This is a genomic window from Nannocystis sp. RBIL2, assembly GCF_026626745.1.
GTDB lineage: Bacteria > Myxococcota_A > Polyangia > Nannocystales > Nannocystaceae > Nannocystis.
The window spans coordinates 3,760,176-3,779,334 of record NZ_JAPNJW010000001.1; the positions used below are offsets into that span (position 1 = coordinate 3,760,176).

Annotated in this window: 17 protein-coding genes; 9 read left to right on the plus strand and 8 right to left on the minus strand. The window is 70.5% G+C overall.

Translation table 11 applies throughout. From position 1 onward, the window contains the following. The first annotated feature begins 16 nt into the window (after positions 1–16). On the plus strand, positions 17–1,009 hold the full coding sequence (gene pip, locus OV090_RS14710) for a prolyl aminopeptidase (RefSeq protein ID WP_267704260.1): 993 nt from the start codon (positions 17–19) through the stop codon (positions 1,007–1,009). A 64-nt stretch (positions 1,010–1,073) separates the two neighbouring features. Here the strand turns inward: pip and OV090_RS14715 are convergent, their stop codons facing one another. Genes OV090_RS14715 through OV090_RS14730 form a run of 4 tightly spaced genes read right to left on the minus strand, consistent with a single transcriptional unit; the run spans position 1,074 to position 4,373 of the window. Further along, a complete protein-coding gene (locus OV090_RS14715) occupies positions 1,074–2,288 on the minus strand; it encodes a 2-hydroxychromene-2-carboxylate isomerase (protein ID WP_267704261.1) in 1,215 nt (404 codons plus the stop codon). Between the two features lie 4 nt (positions 2,289–2,292). Next, positions 2,293–3,315, minus strand: coding sequence for a porphobilinogen synthase (hemB, locus tag OV090_RS14720; RefSeq protein WP_267704262.1), 1,023 nt, complete (start codon positions 3,313–3,315; stop codon positions 2,293–2,295). 4 nt (positions 3,316–3,319) lie between these two features. Continuing rightward, on the minus strand, positions 3,320–3,751 hold the full coding sequence (locus OV090_RS14725) for an HIT family protein (protein ID WP_267704263.1): 432 nt from the start codon (positions 3,749–3,751) through the stop codon (positions 3,320–3,322). Between the two features lie 10 nt (positions 3,752–3,761). Further along, positions 3,762–4,373, minus strand: a complete 612-nt coding sequence (locus OV090_RS14730; protein WP_346660363.1) for a DNA-3-methyladenine glycosylase — start codon at positions 4,371–4,373, stop codon at positions 3,762–3,764. A 159-nt stretch (positions 4,374–4,532) separates the two neighbouring features. Here OV090_RS14730 and OV090_RS14735 point away from each other — a divergent pair, with 159 nt between their 5' ends. From OV090_RS14735 to OV090_RS14765, 7 genes are all read left to right on the plus strand, one after another. Continuing rightward, positions 4,533–5,108 carry a hypothetical protein gene (locus OV090_RS14735; protein ID WP_267704265.1) on the plus strand — a complete coding sequence of 192 codons (576 nt, stop codon included), beginning with the start codon at positions 4,533–4,535 and terminating at the stop codon, positions 5,106–5,108. 68 nt (positions 5,109–5,176) lie between these two features. Beyond that, a complete protein-coding gene (locus OV090_RS14740; protein WP_267704266.1) occupies positions 5,177–6,511 on the plus strand; it encodes a flotillin family protein in 1,335 nt (444 codons plus the stop codon). Between the two features lie 2 nt (positions 6,512–6,513). Continuing rightward, positions 6,514–7,794, plus strand: a complete 1,281-nt coding sequence (locus OV090_RS14745) for a flotillin family protein (protein WP_267707113.1) — start codon at positions 6,514–6,516, stop codon at positions 7,792–7,794. Positions 7,795–8,020: 226 nt separating this feature from the next. Beyond that, positions 8,021–8,623, plus strand: a complete 603-nt coding sequence (locus tag OV090_RS14750; RefSeq protein ID WP_267704267.1) for a TetR/AcrR family transcriptional regulator — start codon at positions 8,021–8,023, stop codon at positions 8,621–8,623. Beyond that, complete coding sequence (locus OV090_RS14755) at positions 8,620–9,654, plus strand: efflux RND transporter periplasmic adaptor subunit (RefSeq protein WP_267704268.1); 1,035 nt, start codon at positions 8,620–8,622, stop codon at positions 9,652–9,654. Before OV090_RS14750 ends, OV090_RS14755 begins: the two co-directional genes overlap by 4 nt. 9 nt (positions 9,655–9,663) lie before the next feature. Beyond that, a complete protein-coding gene (locus OV090_RS14760) occupies positions 9,664–12,960 on the plus strand; it encodes an efflux RND transporter permease subunit (RefSeq protein WP_267704269.1) in 3,297 nt (1,098 codons plus the stop codon). Positions 12,961–13,029: 69 nt separating this feature from the next. Beyond that, the gene (locus tag OV090_RS14765; protein WP_267704270.1) at positions 13,030–14,631 is read left to right on the plus strand and encodes a TolC family protein; all 1,602 of its coding nucleotides are present in this window, start codon (positions 13,030–13,032) and stop codon (positions 14,629–14,631) included. 103 nt (positions 14,632–14,734) lie between these two features. Here OV090_RS14765 and cgtA read toward each other — a convergent pair whose 3' ends face one another. The 4 genes from cgtA to OV090_RS14785 form a co-directional block, all read right to left on the minus strand. After that, a complete protein-coding gene (gene cgtA, locus OV090_RS14770; protein ID WP_267704271.1) occupies positions 14,735–15,961 on the minus strand; it encodes an Obg family GTPase CgtA in 1,227 nt (408 codons plus the stop codon). Between the two features lie 3 nt (positions 15,962–15,964). Continuing rightward, complete coding sequence (rpmA, locus tag OV090_RS14775) at positions 15,965–16,255, minus strand: 50S ribosomal protein L27 (protein WP_267704272.1); 291 nt, start codon at positions 16,253–16,255, stop codon at positions 15,965–15,967. A gap of 22 nt (positions 16,256–16,277) precedes the next feature. After that, positions 16,278–16,598 (minus strand): 50S ribosomal protein L21, encoded by a 321-nt coding sequence (gene rplU / locus OV090_RS14780; protein ID WP_267704273.1) that lies wholly within the window; start codon positions 16,596–16,598, stop codon positions 16,278–16,280. Positions 16,599–16,793: 195 nt separating this feature from the next. Then, positions 16,794–18,314 (minus strand): MYXO-CTERM sorting domain-containing protein, encoded by a 1,521-nt coding sequence (locus OV090_RS14785; protein ID WP_267704274.1) that lies wholly within the window; start codon positions 18,312–18,314, stop codon positions 16,794–16,796. A 291-nt stretch (positions 18,315–18,605) separates the two neighbouring features. On the opposite strand from OV090_RS14785, the gene OV090_RS14790 reads away from it, so the two are divergent. After that, positions 18,606–19,088: a lytic transglycosylase domain-containing protein gene (locus OV090_RS14790; RefSeq protein WP_267704275.1), complete on the plus strand. Its 483-nt coding sequence runs from the start codon at positions 18,606–18,608 to the stop codon at positions 19,086–19,088. Positions 19,089–19,159 lie beyond the last annotated feature (71 nt).

Sequence of the window (19,159 nt, forward strand, 5' to 3'; positions counted from 1 at the left end):
ACCTGAGCTTTTCGCCATGACCGTTCGACCAGCTCACTCCGCCCCGCACCGCCAGGACCCGCTGTCGGCCCTGTACCCGCCGATCGACCCGTTCCACTTCGGCCGGCTGCAGGTCCCCGGCGGGCACGACCTCTACTTCGAGCAGTCGGGCAACCGCGCCGGCAAGCCGGTGGTGTTCCTGCACGGCGGGCCCGGCGGCGGCACCGACCCCAAGCACCGGCGCTTCTTCGACCCGGCGCGCTACCGCATCATCCTGTTCGACCAGCGCGGCTGCGGCCAGAGCGAGCCGTTCGCCTCGCTCGACGACAACACCACCTGGGACCTCGTCGACGACATCGAGCGCCTGCGCGAGCACCTCGGCGTCGACCGCTGGCAGGTGTTCGGCGGCTCGTGGGGCAGCACCCTCGGGGTCGCCTACGCCGAGGCCCACCCGCACCGCGTCACCGAGCTGGTGCTGCGCGGGATCTTCATGTTCACCCGCCGCGAGTCCGACTGGTTCTACGGCCGCGGCACCCGCACCCTGTTCCCCGACGCCTGGGAGGCCTTCGTCGCCCCGATCCCCGAGGCCGAGCGCGCCGACCTGATCGCCGCCTACTACCGCCGCCTCACCTCGAACGACCCGCGCGTCCGCGTCGAGGCCGCGCGCGCGTGGAGCCTGTGGGAGAGCCGCGTCGCCACCCTGCACCCCGACCCCGACGTCGAGATGCACTGCGACAACACCGACTTCACCCTCGCCTTCTCGCGCATCGAGTGCCACTACTTCGTCAACAAGGGCTTCCTCGCGCACGAGACCCAGCTGCTCGACGAGGCGCCGAAGATCGAGCACATCCCGACGACGATCGTGCACGGCCGCTACGACGTGATCTGCCCGCTCGAGAACGCGTGGCACCTGCACAAGCGGCTGCCCCGCTCGGAGCTGGTGATCGTCCCCGACGCCGGCCACTCCGCCTTCGAGCCCGGCATCGCCCTCAGCCTGCGCCGCGCCACCGACCGCTACGCCCACCTGTAGCGGTTCGCAGCATGTTCGAAGGAGCATGTCCTCCAGGACATGCTCCTCGGGGCATGTCCGAAGATCACATCGCCGAGACGTCGCCGCCGGCCGCCGCGGCCGCCAGGGTCAGGCGGTCGGCGCCCCAGTAGAGCTGCGGCCCGCGCTCGCGGGTCTGCACCACGAAGGTCGGCACCCCGAACACCCCGGCCGCCTCGGCCTCGCTCGTGCTCGTCACCAGCGCCTGCTTGAGCTCCGGCGTCTCCGCTGCGGCCACCAGCGCCGCCCCGTCGAGCCCGACGGCATCGGCGATCGCTGCAACCACTGTGGGGTCGCTGATGTCGCGGTCCTCCGCCCACACCGCAGTCGCCAGCGCGCGCACCAGCGGCGGCGGCGAGCCGGCGGCCAGCGTCACGCGCAGCGGCAGCACCGTGCGGACCGGGAAGCGCGCCGGGAAGTGGAACGGCAGCCCCGCGCGCGCCGCCTGGCGGTCGAGGTCCTGCATCGTGTGGCGCCGCTTCTCCGGGCTCTGCACGAACAGCGGCACGTCGGGCGTGCCGAGGGTGCGGAACAACCCGCCGAGCAAGATCGGCCGCCAGCGCACCTGCGGGCCCAGCTCGCCCGCGCGCATGATCGCCAGGTAGGCGAACGGGCTGCTGTAGTCGAAGTAGAAGTCGACCGGCGCCGCGGGCGACAGCGCCGGCTGCGAGGGCGCCCCGCCGAGCGCCGCCTCGACCATGTCGGCGCGGTCCTGACCCCAGAACATCTGCTCGCCGACGAAGTAGGTCGGCACGCCGAACACCCCCCGCGCGACCGCCTCGTCGGTGCGGCGGCGCAGCTCGTCCTTGATCTCCGGCGACTCGGCGCGGGCGAGGATCGCCGCCGCATCGAGCCCGACGTCCGCGAGCGCCCGCGACAGCACCGCGCGCTCGGCGATGTCGGCGTTCTCGTCCCAGTAGGCGCGGTAGATCCGATGGATCAGCGGCAGCGAAAGCTCCGCCGCCAGCACGCAGCGCAGCGCCTCGACCGTGCGCATCGGGTGGTTCTGCGGCATGCGCAGCGGCACCCCGGCGCGCTGGGCCTGGCGGCGGATGTCGTCGAGGTTGTGACGGGCCTTGGCCGGGTTCAGGGTCGCCGCCAGGTTCTGCGGCGTGCCGCGGGCCTTGAACACCCCGCCGAGCAGCATCGGCCGCAGGTCGAGCTCGGCGCCTGTCCTTTGGGCCAGCTGCTCGACCTGGGTCGACGCCACGTAGGCGAACGGGCACGAGAAGTCGAACCAGAACTCGAGCCGCGCGGCCATCGCCCTACTTCCTCGCGCCCGTCAGCCACTCCGCCGCCTGGCGGGCGAAGTAGGTGAAGATCACGTCGGCGCCGGCGCGGCGGATGCCGAGCAGGCTTTCGAGCACCACCCGCTTCTCGTCGAGCCAGCCGCGCTCGCTGGCCGCCTTGAGCATCGCGTACTCGCCGCTGACCTGGTAGGCCGCGAGCGGCAGGTTGCTCGCGCGACGCAGCGCCGCGAGGATGTCGAGGTACGGCCCGGCCGGCTTGACCATCAGGATGTCGGCGCCCTCGACCTCGTCGAGCTCGGCCTCGCGCAGCGCCTCGCGGGCGTTGGCGGGGTCCATCTGGTAGGTCTTCTTGTCGCCGCTCTTGGGCGCCGAGTCGAGCGCGTCGCGGAACGGCCCGTAGAACGCCGAGGCGTACTTGGCCGTGTAGGCGAGGATCGACGCGTCGGTGAAGCCCTCGCCGTCGAGCGCCTCGCGCAGCGCTTGCACGCGGCCGTCCATCATGTCCGACGGCGCGACGATGTCGGCCCCGGCGCGGGCCTGGCACAGCGCCTGGTTGCACAGCGCCTCGACCGTCTCGTCGTTCAAGATCCGCCCGTCGGGCGCGACGATCCCGTCGTGGCCGTCGCTGTTGTACGGGTCGAGCGCGACGTCGGTGACGATCACCAGGTCGGGCCAGCGGTCCTTCAGCGCCTTGATCGTCGCCGGGATGAGGCCGTTCGGGTTCCACGCCTCGCGGCCGTCGGACGTCTTGAGCGCCTCGGCCACCGCCGGGAACAAAGCGATGATGTTGACCCCGACCGCGCGCGCGGCCTCGACCTCGGCCAGCAACCCCTTGCGCGACAGGCGGGCGCACCCCGGCATCGACGCGATCGGCACGTCGTCGTCGCCGGCGTGGATGAACAGCGGGTAGATGAAGTGCTCGGGGCCCAGCGTCGTCTCGCGCACGAACGCGCGGATGGCGGGGTGCTTGCGGTTGCGCCGCGGGCGTTGCAGCAGGTTCAGCGGGTCGTGCGTCATCGCGTCTGTCCTTCGTGACATGTCCTCAGAGACACCATTCGCCCGCGCCCTCGGGCGCCAGCTTGGCGAGCGCCTGGCGCAGCTTGTCGGCCGCCTCGTCGAGCGCGGCCGGGCTGGCGCGGTGGTCGGCGTTGGCGAAGTCGAGGTCGTGCGGCCCGTCGATCGGGACCACGTGGAGGTGCACGTGCGGCACCTCGAGCCCGGCGATCATCAGCCCGACGCGGGCCGGCGCGAACGCCAGCATCTGCCCGCGGCCGATCGCCTGCGCCACCGTCGTCAGGTGCGCGGCGAGGTCGGCCTCGAGGTCGAGCCAGTGGTCGACCTCCTGCTTCGGCACCACCAGCGTGTGGCCGGGGCGCAGCGGCGCGATCGACAGGAATGCGGCGCAGCGGTCGTCCTGGTAGATGAAGCGACCGGGCAGCTCGCCGTTGATGATCCGGGTGAACACGGACGGCATGGCGGGGATGCTACACCGGGCGGAGGCCCTTCGGCGCGCTGACCCACTTCGTCCCGGCCACGGCCAGGCGCCACGGGGCGTCGCGGTCGGCCGGGGCGGCGAAGTCGATGCCGACGCGCGGCCCGGCGAGGATCTCGCCGACCGCCGGGGCGTCGAGCGCCTCGAGCCCGCCGGGCTCGGTGACCGGATGGTGCGACCACGACGTGTCGAGCTGCAGCGCCTGCCCGACCTTGCCCGGCCCGGTCAGAAGCGTCGGTCCCGTCGTCGTGGCGCCGCGGCGGCGCTGGATCTCCGTCAGCCCCAGCACCGGCTCGGCCGAGCGGATCAGCACCGCCGCCCCCTCGCCCTCTTCGTTGGTCGAGAGGTTGAGCATGTTGTGGATCCCGTAGCAGAGGTACACGTACGCGCGGCCCGGCGGGCCCCACATCGCCGCGTTGCGCTCGGTCAGGCCGAAGCGGCAGTGGTTCGCGCTGTCGTTCGGGTGGCGATAGGCCTCGACCTCGGTGATCCGCACGATCACGCCGTCGCGTCGCAGCAGCTTGCCCAGCAGATCGCGCGCCACGTCGAGCGCGTCACGGGCGAAAAAAGAGCGCTGCAAAAGTCGGTAGTCGTCGGCGGCCATATGGCTCCAGCGAAGATGCTGACAGATCAGCAGCGTAACCGTCGACGGGCCCCGCGCGTACATCGTTCTTTGCGGAAAGTCGCGCCCCTGGGGCCGGCTGAGCGCTTCTGGCGCGCACGAGGCCGGTCGACGTGGCATAATGTTAGGCCCCCTCAGGCGATGCTGATCTACCTCTACCTGTTCGCGTTCGGGCTCGGCGGCGTCCTCCTCCTCGGCTCGATCCTCGTCGGCGACAAGGACGGCGGCGGCGACGGCGACGCGGGCACCCAGGCCGAGCACTTCGACCACGGCGTCGACGACAGCCACGGCACGCTGGCCGGGCTGTTCACCGCCTTCCTGTCGCTGCGCTTCTGGATGTTCTTCCTCGCCTTCTTCGGCCTCACGGGCCTCGTGCTCGACGGCCTCGACCTCGTCGACAGCCCGACCTTCGCCCTCGTCGCCGCGGTCGCCATGGGCCTTTTGACCGGCCAGGGCACCGTGGCGGTGTTCCGCAGCCTCTCGCACAGCGAGACCAGCACGGCCGCCAGCGCCGCCGACTACATCGGCCGCAGCGGCCGCGTGATGGTCGGCTTCGGCGCCGGCGACCTCGGCAAGGTGCGGCTCACGCTCAAGGGCACCACCGTCGACGTCCTGGCCACCACCGAGGAGGAGCGCGGCTTCTCCTCCGGCGAAGAGGCCCTCGTCATCGCCATGAACGACACCACCGCCGTCGTCGCCCGCGCCCCGGGCGTCTGACCGCGGCCAACCTGCCACCGGAGGATCGAGTGAACCCGCCCGTCACGTACCTGGCGTCTGCGCCAGCTATGGAATCCACCTTCGAAGCGCTGACCCAAAACGTCGCCGGCCTGGCGATCGTCGGCGCCCTCAGCATCGGCCTCGGCGTGCTGCTCCTGCTGATGCTGGTCAAGAATTTCCTCTACCTCTGTCACCCGAACGAGGCGCTGATCTTCACCGGCCGCAAGCGCGTGAAGGACGGCGTCGACCTCGGCCCGCTGGTGATCCTCGGCCGCGGCGTCGTCGGTCAGGCGCCCGAGTACCACGGCTGCGGCAAGGGCCGCGCCTGGCGGATCCCCGTGCTCGAGGTGATCGACCGCCTCGACATGTCGGCGATGTCGATCGACGTCTACGTGCAGAACGCCTACTCGTCCGGCAACATCCCGCTCAAGATCCACGCGATCGCCAACGTCAAGATCAGCCCCGACCCGCGGCTGATCCGCAACGCGATCGAGCGCTTCCTCGGCCGCTCCAGTCAGGAGATCCAGCAGGTCGCGCGCCAGACCCTCGAGGGCGCGCTGCGCGAGGTGCTGGCGCAGATGACCCCCGAGGCGGTCAACCACGACCGGCTCGAGTTCGCCAACAACCTGGCCAAGAGCGCCCAGGACGACCTCGACAAGCTCGGCCTGCAGCTCGACACCCTCAAGATCCAGCACGTGGCCGACGAGACCGGCTACCTCGACTCGCTGGGCCGGCCGCAGATCGCCGCCGTCCTGCGCGACGCCGAGAAGGCCGAGAGCCAGGCGCAGCAGGAGATCTCCGAGGCCCAGGCCCAGGCCAACCAGCGCGCCGAGGTGGCCAAGGCTGCGGCCGAGACGGCGATCCTGGTCAAGCGCAACGAGCTGGCCAAGATCCGCGCCGAGCTCGAGGGCCGCGCCTCTGCGGTCGAGCGCGAGGCCGAGGCCGCCGCCAAGACCGCGCGCGCCGCCGCCGAGCAGGAGCTGCAGACCGTGCGCAGCGAGCTCGAGCAGAAGCGCCTGATGGCCGAGGTCATCATCCCGGCCGAGGTCGACCGGGCCGCGCGGCTGCTCCTGGCCAAGGGCGACGCCGCGCCGACGATCGAGAACGGCGCCGCGGTGGCCGAGGTCCTGCGCCTCACCAGCGAGGCGTGGCAGACCATGGGCCCGCAGGCGCGCGAGATCTACGTCATCCAGCACCTCGAAGAGCTGCTGTCTGCCGTGCTCGCCCCGATCCAGAACCTCAAGGTCCGCGAGGTCGCCGCGCTCGACCCGGGCGACGGCAGCGCGCTCGCCAGCTACGCCGCCTCTTACCCGCGCGCGGTCGCCTCGGTGCTCAGCGCCCTGCGCGAGACCACCGGCGTCGACGTGCCCGCGATCCTGGCCGGAAAGACAGGTGCCCAGTGAACATGGAAGTATTGATGGCCCTGATCGGGGTCGCCGCGATCGCCTTCGTCGCGCTGCTGCTGATCATCAAGAACGTCCTGTACGTCTGCCAGCCGAACGAGGTGCTGATCTTCAGCGGCCGCCAGCGCGAGACCGCCGACGGCAAGCTGTTCGGCTACAAGATCATCCGCGGCGGCCGGGCGATCCGCACCCCGCTGTTCGAGACGGTCGACCGCATGGACCTGACGAACATGATCATCGAGGTCCAGGTCAAGAACGCCTACTCGCGCGGCGGCATCCCGCTCAACATCCAGGGCGTCGCCAACATCAAGGTGCCGGGCGAGGAGCCGCTGCTCAACAACACCGTCGAGCGGTTCCTCGGCCGCTCGCGCGACTCGATCATGAAGACCGCGCGCGAGACCCTCGAGGGCAACCTGCGCGGCGTGCTGGCGACCATGACGCCGGAGCAGGTCAACACCGACAAGGAGACCTTCGCCCAGCGCCTGGCCGCCGAGGCCGAGCACGACCTCAACAAGCTCGGGCTCGTGCTCGACACCTTGAAGATCCAGAACGTCAGCGACGAGGTCGGCTACCTCGACGCCATGGGCCGCCAGCGGGCCGCCGCGATCCGGCGCGACGCCCTGATCGCCGAGGCCGTCAGCCAGGCCCAGGCCACCGAGCAGCGGTGGACCAACACCCGCAACGCCGAGCTCACCACCCTCGAGGCGCACACCCAGATCGCCCTCAAGGAGAACGAGCGCCGGATCGCCGACGCCCAGACCCGCCGCGCAGCGCTCATCGCCCAGCAGCAGGGCGAGGTCGAGGCCCTCATCGCCCAGGCCCGCGCCGAGGTCGGCATGCAGGACGCGCGCATCGAGCAGGTCCGCCGCCAGCTGCAGGCCGACATCCTCGCGCCCGCCGACGCCGCCCGGCGCAAGTCCGAGGAGGACGCCAAGGGCCACGCCGCGCGGATCATCGAGCAGGGCCGCGCCACCGCCCAGGTGCTGTCGCAGATCGCCGCCACCTACAACAAGGGCGGCGCCGCGGCCCGCGACGTGCTGCTGATGCAGAAGCTGGTCCCGCTGTTCCACAGCCTGGCCGGCACGATCGGCGAGCTCAAGATCGACCGCCTGACGATCCTGCCCAAGGGGACAGGTACCGAAGGACAGCCGCTCGCCGCCCACCTCGTCGACGCCTCGGAGCAGATCAAGGCGGCCACCGGGATCGACGTGCCCAAGTCGCTGCGCGACGCGCTCGGAGATCTGCGGCCGCAGAAGGCCCCGCCGCTCCCACGTACGACCTGAACTTCGATTCAAGTCCGTGAACCCGCGCCAGAGCTCGCTCCCGCAGCGGCCTGGCGCGAAGTTTTTGTGCCAATCGCCAAACCAGCGAAAGTCGGCCTGTTTCGCGAGCGATACTGATCTCACCTTGACATGAATCTCCGTTCACGCCAATGAACCCCCGGTGTCGCGCAGGGTCGATGGCGGAGACGATGTGCCGCGCAAAACGCGTGGTGCGCGAGTCCGCGAGGTGGTACGGACGGAGACGCGCGCTGCGTACCGCGAGGCGATCCTCGACGCGGCCACGCGGGTGTTCGGGCGGCTCGGATTCCAGGACGCGAAGATGGCCGACATCGCCGCTGAAGCGGGCGTGGCCGCGGGCACCGTCTACAACTACTTCAAGAACAAGGAAGAGGTGTTCCGCTCGATCCTGCAGCGGACGCACGAGCTGGTGTACCAGCGGATCCTGGTCCACCAGCAGCTCGCGGACCCGATCGAGCGCATGCGGGCCTCCACGCGCGAGGCGTTCGACTTCCTCGAGGAGCACGGCGCGCTGTTCCTGCTCTACGTCTCGATCGGCGGCGGCTTCGACTGGGCCCAGAAGCGCATCGAGCAGGCGCTGATCGACGAGAACCACGCCCGCTACTTCGCGCTCAGCCAGGCCACCTTGCGCGACGCGGTCGAGCGCGGCCTGCTGCGCAGCGACCTCTCGATCGAGCGCCTGGCGGTGCTCCTCAGCGGCCTGACCGACGCGACGATCTTCTCCTGGGTGCGAACCGGCTGTCCCCCCGGCCTCCGCACGCAAGCCGACCCCCTGATCGACTTCTTCCTCCACGGCGCCAAAGCCCCATGACCGCACGCCTCACCATCGTCCCCCTCGTCCTCGCCGGTCTCCTCGTCGCCGCCTGCGACAGCAAAGAGGCCGAGAAGCCCGCCCTGCCGGCGCAGGGCACCGCGCCGACGATCCCGGTCCCGAGCAACAAGGGTCCCGGGCCGCAGCCGGGCGTCAAGGCCGGCGCGCGCGACCTCTCGATCGAGCGCTACGTCGGCACCGCGCTGCCCAAGCAGGAGGCCGAGCTCGGCCCGCGCATGAGCGGCACCCTCGCCTCGGTCGACGTCGAGGAGGGGCAGATGGTCAAGAAGGGCCAGGTGCTGTTCCGCCTCGACGCCCGCTCGACCCGGCTCGGCGTCAGCCAGGCCGAGACCGGCCTGCAGGGCGCCCAGATCGCCCGCGACAACGCCAAGCGCGAGCTCGAGCGACAGCAGCAATTGGCCGCCAAGGGCACCGTCGCCGCGGCCGTGCTCGAGCGGGCCGAGTCGGCCTTCAACAGCGCCGAGAACGGGGTCAACCAGGCCTCGGTCGCGCTGTCGATGGCCCGCCGCGGCACCGCCGACTCGGCCGTCGTCTCGCCGATCGACGGCCTCGTCGCCCACAAGTTCAAGGACGTCGGCGAGACCGTGACGATGATGCCGCCGACCATCGTCGTCGTGATCCAGGACCAATCTGTCCTCGAGGTCAGGGCGCGGATCCCCGAGGCCGCGCTGCGGCTCGTCCACGTCGGCGATCAGGTCACAGCCCACTTCTCCGCGCTCGGCGTCTCGCGCGAGGCCAAGGTCGTGCGCGTCCAGCCGACCGTCGACGCCGCCACGCGAACGATCGAGATCGTCACCGACGTCGAGAACAAGGACGGGGCGCTGCGCCCCGGCATGTACGTCGAGATCGAGCTGCGCCCGCCGCTCGCCTCGGTGCTGCCCGGCGCCGAGGGCTCGGCGCCCGAGGCCGACGCCAAGGCCGCGCCCGACGCCAAGGCCGAGGTGGCCAAGGCGAACCCGAGCAAGAAAGCCCCGAGCGACCCCCCGCCGCCGTCTGCCGGCACCCACTGAGGTCCCGCCATGCTGCTCGCCGAAGTCTCGATCCGCCGCTCCATCTTCGCGACGATGCTGATCGCCGCGCTGATGGTGTTCGGCTTCTTCAGCTTGCCGCGCATCGGCGTCGAGCTGTTCCCGAACGTCGAATTCCCGGTCGTCACCGCGACCGTCGTCTACCCGGGCGCCGACCCGGAGACGATGGAGACCAAGGTCGCCGACCCGATCGAGGAGGCGCTGCAGTCGATCAGCGGCGTCAAGCGCATGACCTCGCGCAACCTCGAGGCCGTCACTCAGGTGGTGATGGAGTTCGAGCTCGAGGTCGACGGCGTCCAGGCGCTGCAGGACGTGCGCGACAAGATCTCCGCGATCGAGCGCGACCTGCCGCAGGGCATCGACCCGCCGGTGGTGCAGAAGTTCGACGTCGGCGCCGCGCCGATCCTCTCGATCGCGCTGGCCGGCGACGTGCCGATGGCCGAGATGACGCGGATCGCCAAGGACGAGGTCAAGCAGCGCCTCCAGCAGATCTCGGGCGTCGGCAACGTCGACCTCATCGGCGGCCGCGAGCGCGAGATCAAGGTCCTCGTCGACCCGGCGCGCATGACCGGCTTCGGCCTCACCGCCGACGACGTCGCCAACGCAGTGCGGGCGCAGAGCCTCGAGCTGCCGGCCGGCTTCATCAAGACCGGCACCAGCGAGCTGACGCTGAAGACCCGCGGCGAGGTCAAGAGCGCCGCCGAGATCGCCGACATCCTGATCCCCGGCCCGCCCGGCGCGGTGGTCCGGATCCGCGACGTCGCCGAGGTCCTCGACGACGTCGAGGACGCCCGCTCGGCCTCGTTCCTCAACGGCAACTCGGCGCTCGCCCTGGTCGTCAAGAAGCAGTCCGGCGCCAACGTCGTGTCCCTCGCCGAGCAGGTGCGCGAGGTGCTGGACGAGATGCGGCCCGACCTCGAGCGGCGGGGCATCACCGCCGCCGTGCCGACCGACAACTCGGTGTTCGTCGAGCACGCCATCGGTGACGTCAAGTTCGACCTCATCCTCGGCGCGATCCTCACCATCGTCATCATCCTCGTGTTCCTGCACGACATCCGCGCGACCTTCATCGCCGCGCTGGCGATCCCGACCAGCATCGTGGCGACGTTCGCGTTCATGCAGTACATGGGGTTCTCGTTCAACAACATCTCCATGCTGGCGCTGTCGCTGTCGATCGGCATCCTCGTCGACGACGCGATCGTGGTGATCGAGAACATCTACCGCCACCTCGAGATGGGCAAGCCGCGCATGCGCGCCGCCCTCGACGCGACCAGCGAGATCGGCCTCGCGGTCATCGCCACCACCCTGTCGATCGTCGCGGTGTTCGTGCCGGTCGCCTACATGAAGGGCATCATCGGCCGCTTCTTCTTCCAGTTCGGCCTCACCGTCTCGGCGGCCGTGCTGCTGTCGATGCTGGTGTCGTTCACGCTGACGCCGATGCTGTCGTCGCGCATCATGCGGCAGCAGCACGGCCACGCCCCCGGCCTGTTCGCCCGCCTGTTCAACAAGATGTTCGGCGCCGTCGAGCGCGGCTACGCCGGCGTCCTGCGCTGGTCGCTGCGCTGGCCGTGGACCACCGTCCTCATCGCTCTGCTGTCGCTGTTCGGCTCGTGCGCCCTCGTCACCCGCGTGCCCGCCGAGTTCCTCCCGCCCGAGGACCAGTCGCAGTTCGCCGTCAACGTCGAGCTGCCGACCGGCACCGCGCTCGAGGCGACCATCGAGACGTCCGAGGCCGTGGCCGCCGACCTGCGCGCCAACCTGCCGCAGATCAAGGACACGTTCACCACCATCGGCGGCGGCGCGGTCGGCCAGGTCAACCGCGCGCGCATCACCGTCACCCTCGAGCGGCCCAAGCAGCGCGGCTTCTCGCAGCAGGACGCGATGAAGTGGACCCGCGAGCGCCTCGCCAACGTCGAGGGCGCGATGTTCACCGTCGACCAACTCGACCCGTTCGGCAACGACGGCGGCTTCCGCAGCCAGCCGATCCAGTTCTCGATCCGCGGCACCGACCTGAACGAGGTCGTCGCCGCCGCCGAGGCGCTCAAGGGCCAGCTCGCCGAGACCGGCAAGTTCGTCGACCTCGACACCTCGTACCGCGGCGGCAAGCCCGAGGTCGCGATCGCGGTCGACCGCAACAAGGCTGCCGACCTCAGCGTGCCGATCGCCTCGATCGCCCGCACCGTGCGCTCGCTGATGGCCGGCGACCCGATCTCCGACCTCAAGGAGGGCTCGGAGATCTACGACGTCATCCTCTACATGCCCGAGTCGCTGCGCTCGAGCTTCGAGTCGCTCGGCAACATCAAGGTCCGCTCGGCCTCGGGTCGCCTGGTCGACCTGTCGGCGGTGGTCCGCGTCGAGCGCGGCGAGGGCCCCAGCGAGATCGAGCGCCAGAACCGCCTGCGCCAGGTGCTGGTGCTGGCGGCGCTCAACGACGTCACCCTCGGCGAGGCCCAGCAGATCGTCACCGACGCCGCCAAGCGGGTCGTGCCGTCGAAGCTGCAGACCAGCTTCATGGGCGACGCCGAGGTCATGCAGGAGTCGTTCGAGTCGATGATCTTCGCCCTCGCCCTGGCGATCATCCTCGTCTACATGATCCTCGCGGCCCAGTTCGACAGCCTGATCCAGCCGATCACGATCATGGTCTCGCTGCCGCTGTCGGTCGTCGGCGCGTTCGGCGGCATCTACCTCGCCGGGATGTCGCTCAACATCTTCTCGTTCATCGGCCTCATCATGCTGATGGGCCTCGTCACCAAGACGGCGATCTTGCTGGTCGACTTCGCCAACAGCGAGCGCGAGAAGGGGGCAGTCATCACCGAGGCGCTGGTCCAGGCCGGCACCATCCGCCTGCGCCCGATCGTCATGACCGCCGCGGCCACCATCTTCGGCATGATCCCCGTCGCCCTGGCCCTCGGCGAGGGCGGCGAGACCCGCGCGCCGATGGCCGTCATCGTCATCGGCGGCATGATCACCTCCACCGTCCTCACCCTCGTCGTCGTCCCCGTCGTCTACCTGCTGTTCGACCGCATGGTCACCAGCCGGTCGATGCGCTGGATCAGCTTCAAGTTCTTCGGCGTCGACGCCAGCAAGCCGGCCGAGACCCTCGACGACCCCATCCCGACCCCGGCCCAGGCCCACGCCGCGGCCGTCACCCCGGCCCAGGCCCCGCCCCCCGACCTGGTCATGCCGGTGCTCGTCGCCGAGGCCCCGCGGCCGCCGTCCGACGACTTCGAGATCGAGCGCGAGGTCGTGTTCCCCCGCCTCCGCCGCGTCACCAAGCCGCCGGAGTGAGCGGCCGGGGTACCTTCCCCTTCGAACAGGTTCTTTAGAACAGGTTCTTTCGCACAGGACGCTCCCACCATGTCCCTCGTTTGGTCTGTCGCCCTGGCGCTGACGGCTCCGGCCCCCCTGGGCCCGCCGCCGCCGCCCACCCGGCAAGCTCCGCCCGCCTCCGCCGATGCTGCCCCCTTCGATGCCACCGCGTACCTCCGCGAGGGCCCGCTCGCCGAGGCGCTCGCGCCCAAGTCCGGCGGCCTCACTGCCGACAAGGTCGCGGTGCAGGCGGTCGCCGAGTCGCCCTCGGTCGCCGCCAAGGAGGCCCAGATCCAGGCCGCGGCGGCCAAGCTCGATCAGACGATGATCGCCTTCCTGCCGCAGCTCTCGGGCAAGGCCGGCTACACCCGCCTGTCCAAGGCCGCGATCAACTTCGGCGGCGGCTACAGCGTCGGCGCCGCGACCGGCCCCGAACCCGGCGGCGACCCGATCCCGATCGGCATCGGCCCGTGCGCCATGGGCTCGCCCCAGATGTGCACGGTCGACCCGAACACCGGCCAGCCGCTCACGCTGGTGGTCGCGCCGCCGTTCAAGATCCAGATCCCGCTCAACTCGTACTCGCTGCAGGCCCAGCTGTCGGTCCCGATCTCGGACTACATCCTGTCGCTGGTGCCGGCCAAGCGCGGCTCCGAGACCCGCCGCGACGCCGTCGCCCTCGCCCGCGACGCGGAGCGCATCAAGGTCGAGACCGACGCCCGCCTCGCCTACTACAACTGGCTGCGCACGGTCGCCTCGGTGGTCGCCGTCGAGGACTCGCTGCGCCGCGTCAAGGCGCGCGCGCTCGACGTCGAGAACCTGTTCAACGCCGGCAGCGCGACCAAGGCGGAGGTGATGCGCCTGACCGCCCAGATCGCGCAGATCGAGCAAGCGATCAACGACGCCCGGGTGTTCCGCACGACCGCGGAGCAGGGCCTGGCGATCATGCTCAACGACCAGGACCTCGACTTCTCGCCCGGCGAGGACGTCATCGACCTGCCGCCCGACATGGCCGACCTCGGCAACCTCGACGCCATGATCCGCGAGGCCCACGACAAGCGGCTCGAGCTCAAGTCGATGGAGAAGAGCATCGGCGCGGTCGACTACGGCATCAAGGCGACCCGCGCCGGCTACTTCCCGCGCCTCGACGCGTTCGCCGAGGCCACCTACGCCAACCCGAACCAGCGCTTCTTCCCGCTGGCGCCGGTGTGGCGCGGGTCGTGGTCGGTCGGCGCCCAGCTGACCTACTCGCTCAACTCGGCCCTGCGCACGCGCGCCGAGATCCGCGAGTACAAGGCCAACAAGCGCGAGCTCATGGCCCAGATCGAGGTCATGCGCCGCGGGATCGCCATGGAGGTGACCCAGGCCTACCTCGCCCGCAACAAGGCGATCGCCGACATCGAGCTCAGCGCCCGCACGCTCGAGTCCGCGGTCGAGGCCTATCGCGTCGCCACCGAGCTGTTCGCCGTCGGCTCCGCCACCACCAACGACATCATCGACGCCGAGGCCGACCAGCTGACCGCGATCCTCCGGATCGTCAACTCGCGCATCGACCTCCGCACCGCCAACGCGCGCCTTCTCTACGCCACCGGCCGCATCAAGCCCAACAACGTCCAGGTCTACGACACCCGCGACAAGGCGACCCGCGGCTGAGCGACCTCGGTCGTATGCACGAAGGGGCATGTCCGCCAGGACATGCCCCTTTCGTCATGCGCGCGAGGACATGCTCCTGCGAGCATGCCCTGGCGTGCAGCCGCTAGCCCTGCGGCAGCGGGCCCGACGCTGCGCCGCGACGGACCATATCGACGCGGCGCCACAGCGCCTCGAGCAGCTCCGGCACGCCCTCGCCGGTGCGCGCCGAGACCGGGAACAGCGGGATGCCCTGGGCCCGCAGCAGCTTGCGCAGCGGACCCATCGCCTCCTGGCCCTCCGGCGTGTCGATCTTGTTGAGCGCGACCACCCGCGGCCGGCCCTCGAACATCGGGCCATACTGCGTGAGCTCCTTCTCGAGCGCCTTGAGGTCGGCCATCGGGTCGCGGCCGGGCGTCGGGTCGGGCGAGAGCAGGTGCAGAAGCACGCGCGTGCGCTCGAGGTGGCGCAGGAAGTCGAGGCCGAGGCCGCGACCCTCGCTGGCGCCGTGGATCAGCCCCGGCACGTCGGCGACCACCAGGGAGCGCTCGCCGGCCAGGGCGACCACGCCGAGCTGCGGCACCAGGGTGGTGAACGGGTAGTCGGCGACCTTCGGGCGGGCGCGGCTGATCGCGCGGATGAAGGTCGACTTGCCGACGTTGGGGAAGCCGACGATGCCGACGTCGGCCAGCAGCTTGAGCTCGAGCCGCAGCCAGTACGCGTCGCCGCCGACGCCGGGCTCGGCGAAGTCGGGCGCGCGGTTGGTCGAGCTGCGGAAGTGCACGTTGCCGCGGCCGCCGAGGCCGCCGTGGGCCACCACCAGCTCCTGGCCGTGGAAAGTCAGGTCGCCGAGCTGCGCCCCGGGCTCGAGCTCCGTGTCGCGCCGCTCCTTCTCGGCCTGCGCGCGGCGGATCGGCCCCGACTTCTGGACCCGCACCGGCTCCGGGATGTCGTCGGTGCCGTCGTCGGTCCAGGTGATCGCGCCGACCTGGTCGAGCTCCTCGTCGAGGCTGTCGGCCAGCCACGGCGGACGCTCGCCGGGCTCGCCGGCCAGCGCCTCGAAGAACACCGTCGTGCCGACGGGCACGCGGATCCGGAGATCGTTGCCCGAGCGGCCCGTCATCTTGTTGGGGCCGCCGGGGCGCCCGCTCTCGGCCGCGAAGTGCTGGCGGAATTTCAGGTCCAGCAGCGTCGTCAAATGATCGTCGGCGACAAAGACGACATCGCCGCCCTTGCCGCCGTCACCGCCCGCGGGACCGCCGTCGGGCACGAACTTCTCACGGCGCCAGCCGACCAGCCCGTCGCCGCCTCGTCCTGCGCGGACGACGATCCGGACCTGGTCGATGAAGCGCATCGCTCACTCCGCAGCGGCGGCAGTGTCTGCCTGGGCCGCGAGCGGGTCGATGGCGATGAACGCCTTGCGCTCGTGGCCCCGCTTGTAGAAGCGGACCGTGCCGTCGACCAGCGCGAACAGGGTGTAGTCCTTGCCCGTGCCGACGTTCGGGCCAGCGTGGAAGCTGCTGCCCGCCTGCCGGACCAGGATGTTGCCGGCGCGCACGACCTCGCCGCCGAACCGCTTCACGCCGCGGTTCTGCGCGTTCGAGTCGCGGCCGTTCTTGATCGAACCTTGACCTTTTTTGTGTGCCATCGTCGTTCTCCAGCGGCGCGGTTCAGCCGGTGATCGAGGTGATCTTGACCTCGGTGTAGGCCTGCCGGTGGCCCTGCTTCTTGCGGTAGTTGGTGCGCTTGCGGAACTTGTAGACGATGAGCTTGGGCCCGCGCCCGTGGCTCACGACCTTGGCCTCGACCTTGGCGCCGGCGACCAGCGGCTTGCCGATCTTCACGGCGTCGCCCTGGCCGACGAGCAGCACCTCGAAGTCGATCGTGGCGCCGGCTTCCACCGGGAGCTTCTCGACGCGGAGCACGGAACCGGTGCTGACGCGGAACTGCCGCCCGCCGGTACGAATGATGGCTTGCTGGTTCTCAGACACGAAGCGCTCGCATTCTCTGGGGCGATCCGCCCGCCCACGCGGCAGCCAGATGGTGGCTGCGACCGCCCGGATCGTTCTTCGAGACCCTCGCCGGGCGCGAGGGAACAGGCTTATATGCGTGGCCGCCCGGGCCGGTCAAGCCGCAGGGGCGCGGTGGAGGTCACGCGCGCATCCGCGCACGGGCCGCCTGCTGCTTCAGGCCCGACGGCGCCGGCGGGCCCGATGGGCCAGCCACAAGCCGAGGAGCGGCAGGCCGAGCGCGCTGCCCGCCCCCTGATCGGTGCTGCGGCACTCGCACCCGCCCTTGTCGTCGGCCCCCGGACCTACTTCGGAGGTGCTGCCGTCGCTGGCAGATCCCCCGGTGGCGTCGGAGTCGCCGCCGGCGGTGGTGCCCTCGCCCTCGCTGTCGCCCTCGCTGTCGCCCCCGCTGCCGGTGGGCGGCGCCGGCGTGCCGACGAAGATCGTCAGCTTGTCCTGGACCACGTGCTCGGCGTGGTCCTCGGCCTCGAGCACGACCTCGTAGGTGCCGGCCTCGAGGTTGGCGAAGTACCAGGCGCCGACCTTCTCGTAGTCGACCTCGTCGAGCGCGACCTTGCCGTCGCGACTGACCTTGATGCGCCAGCCGACGCCGCCGTAGTTGTCGTGGATGTCGGCCTTGACCTCGATGTCGGCGCCGACCTCCAGCTCGATCACGTCGCCGTCGGGCAGGATGTTGACCGTGGGCGGCTCGGTGTCGTCCTCGGGGGTGCCGAAGATCTTGTTGAGCTCCGCGAGGTCGTTCTGCTGCTCGCTGTCCTCGCCGCAGTAGACCTCGTGGATCAGCCGGCAGCCGATGGTGCCGGGGCCCTGACACTGCTCCTCGCACAACGCCTGGCAGTTGTCGCCGAAGTGCTTGTTGTTGCCCGCCTGGTAGCTCATGATCCGATCGCTGCCGAGCGTGTGGTCGAGGCCCCACGCGTGGGCGATCTCCTGGCTGATCGTCGCCGAGCTGCTGTCGAACGCGTAGACCACGTTGCGCTGGTCACGGTCCTCGCAGTCGGTGCCCGGGGCGACGCCGCCGGCCGGGTCGCCGATGTTGGTGTCGGACCACGAGCCGCCGACCATCGCCATCGTGTACGGCACGGTCTTGCTCGGGCGGTTGAGATAGAGGACGCGGACGCCGAGCGTCTCGAGGTCCTGCTGGACCGCCTGGATCAGGGTCAGCGCGGTCGCCTCCGAGCCGTTGAACACCGGGTACGGGTGGTTGTGGCGAGCCAGCGTCGACTTGTTCTCGGCCGAGTTGTCGTCGCCGGCCTTGAGCATGCCGCCGTTGAAGTTGAGGAACACCGTGCCCTTGCGCGGGTACTGGTTGCCCTCGATGTCCTCCCAGGCCGGCAGCGGCTTCGGGTCGATCTGCTTGCGGCCCTCGGCGATCTCGCGCCGCTGCACGACCTCGCCGATCTGCACCCACCCCTCGGGCAGCTGCCCGGGCACCTGCGGCTCTGACGCGCGCGCGCTCAGGGGCAACGAGTCGAGCTGCGACAGGTCCGGCTGCTCGACCGGTTCGGCCACGAACTTGCCACGCGACTGCAACACCTCGCGCATGTCGTAGCGATGCGCGCCGGTGGCCATCTTCGCGTAGGGGTCGTACCGCTCGCCGTCGGCGGCCGCGGCGACCGCCGGCAGCCCGGCCGTCACGCCGCAGAGGAGGAGAAGTGCGTCTGCCTTCAAAGCCATGTCTCCGCTCCTGCCCGCGCGCCTGGCGAGCTACGAGAACCCATCATACGAACATTCCCTTCGAGCACGCGTGGCGAGATGCACGCCCGCCTCGATTTTTCGCTAAACTCTGGGTCCTCCCCGGACAATGTAGGATATTTCACACCCATGACTACCCTACAGCCTTCGACCGCGCCGCGAGCCCTCCGGGGCCTCCGCCATGCGCGATGGACCGTTGTTTGGACGTTGCTGGGGGTCGCCCTCGGGGCTCCCGGCTGTGCGACCTCACGCGTGGAGCCTGCGCGATCTCCCGTGGAAGCGTCGCTGGACCCGCAGGGCAGCGGCGGGGGCGACGCCTGCGAACGCTGGCCTTCGGGGCAGCGCAAGGAGATCGCAGCGGTGCAGCCGCACGTGCAGTCGGCGGCGAAGAACAACAAGCTCGACCCGCGCCTCATCAACGCGGTGATCTGGGTCGAGAGCAAGTTCAACGCCCGGGCCCGCGGCCCTGGCGGCACGCAGGGCCTGATGCAGCTGATGCCGTCGACCGCGCGCGAGCTCGCCAGCAGCCTCGGCGAGCGCTCGCGCCCGCTCGACCCCGGCTTCAACGTGCGCGCCGGCAGCCTCTACCTGGCCCGCATGATCCGCAAGTTCGACGGCAACACCGACCTCGGGCTGGCCGCCTACCACGGCGGGCCCGGGCACGTGCTCAAGTGGCGCAAGGCCGGCAAGCGCGGCGTGCCCGAGGGCAGCAAGAAGTACGTCGAGAAGATCAACGCCGCCAAGAAGATGTTCTGAGGGCCCTGCCCTCGCGGACAGAGCCCTCAGGACAGGGCCTTTCGGACATGCCCGTCAGGACATGTCTGAAG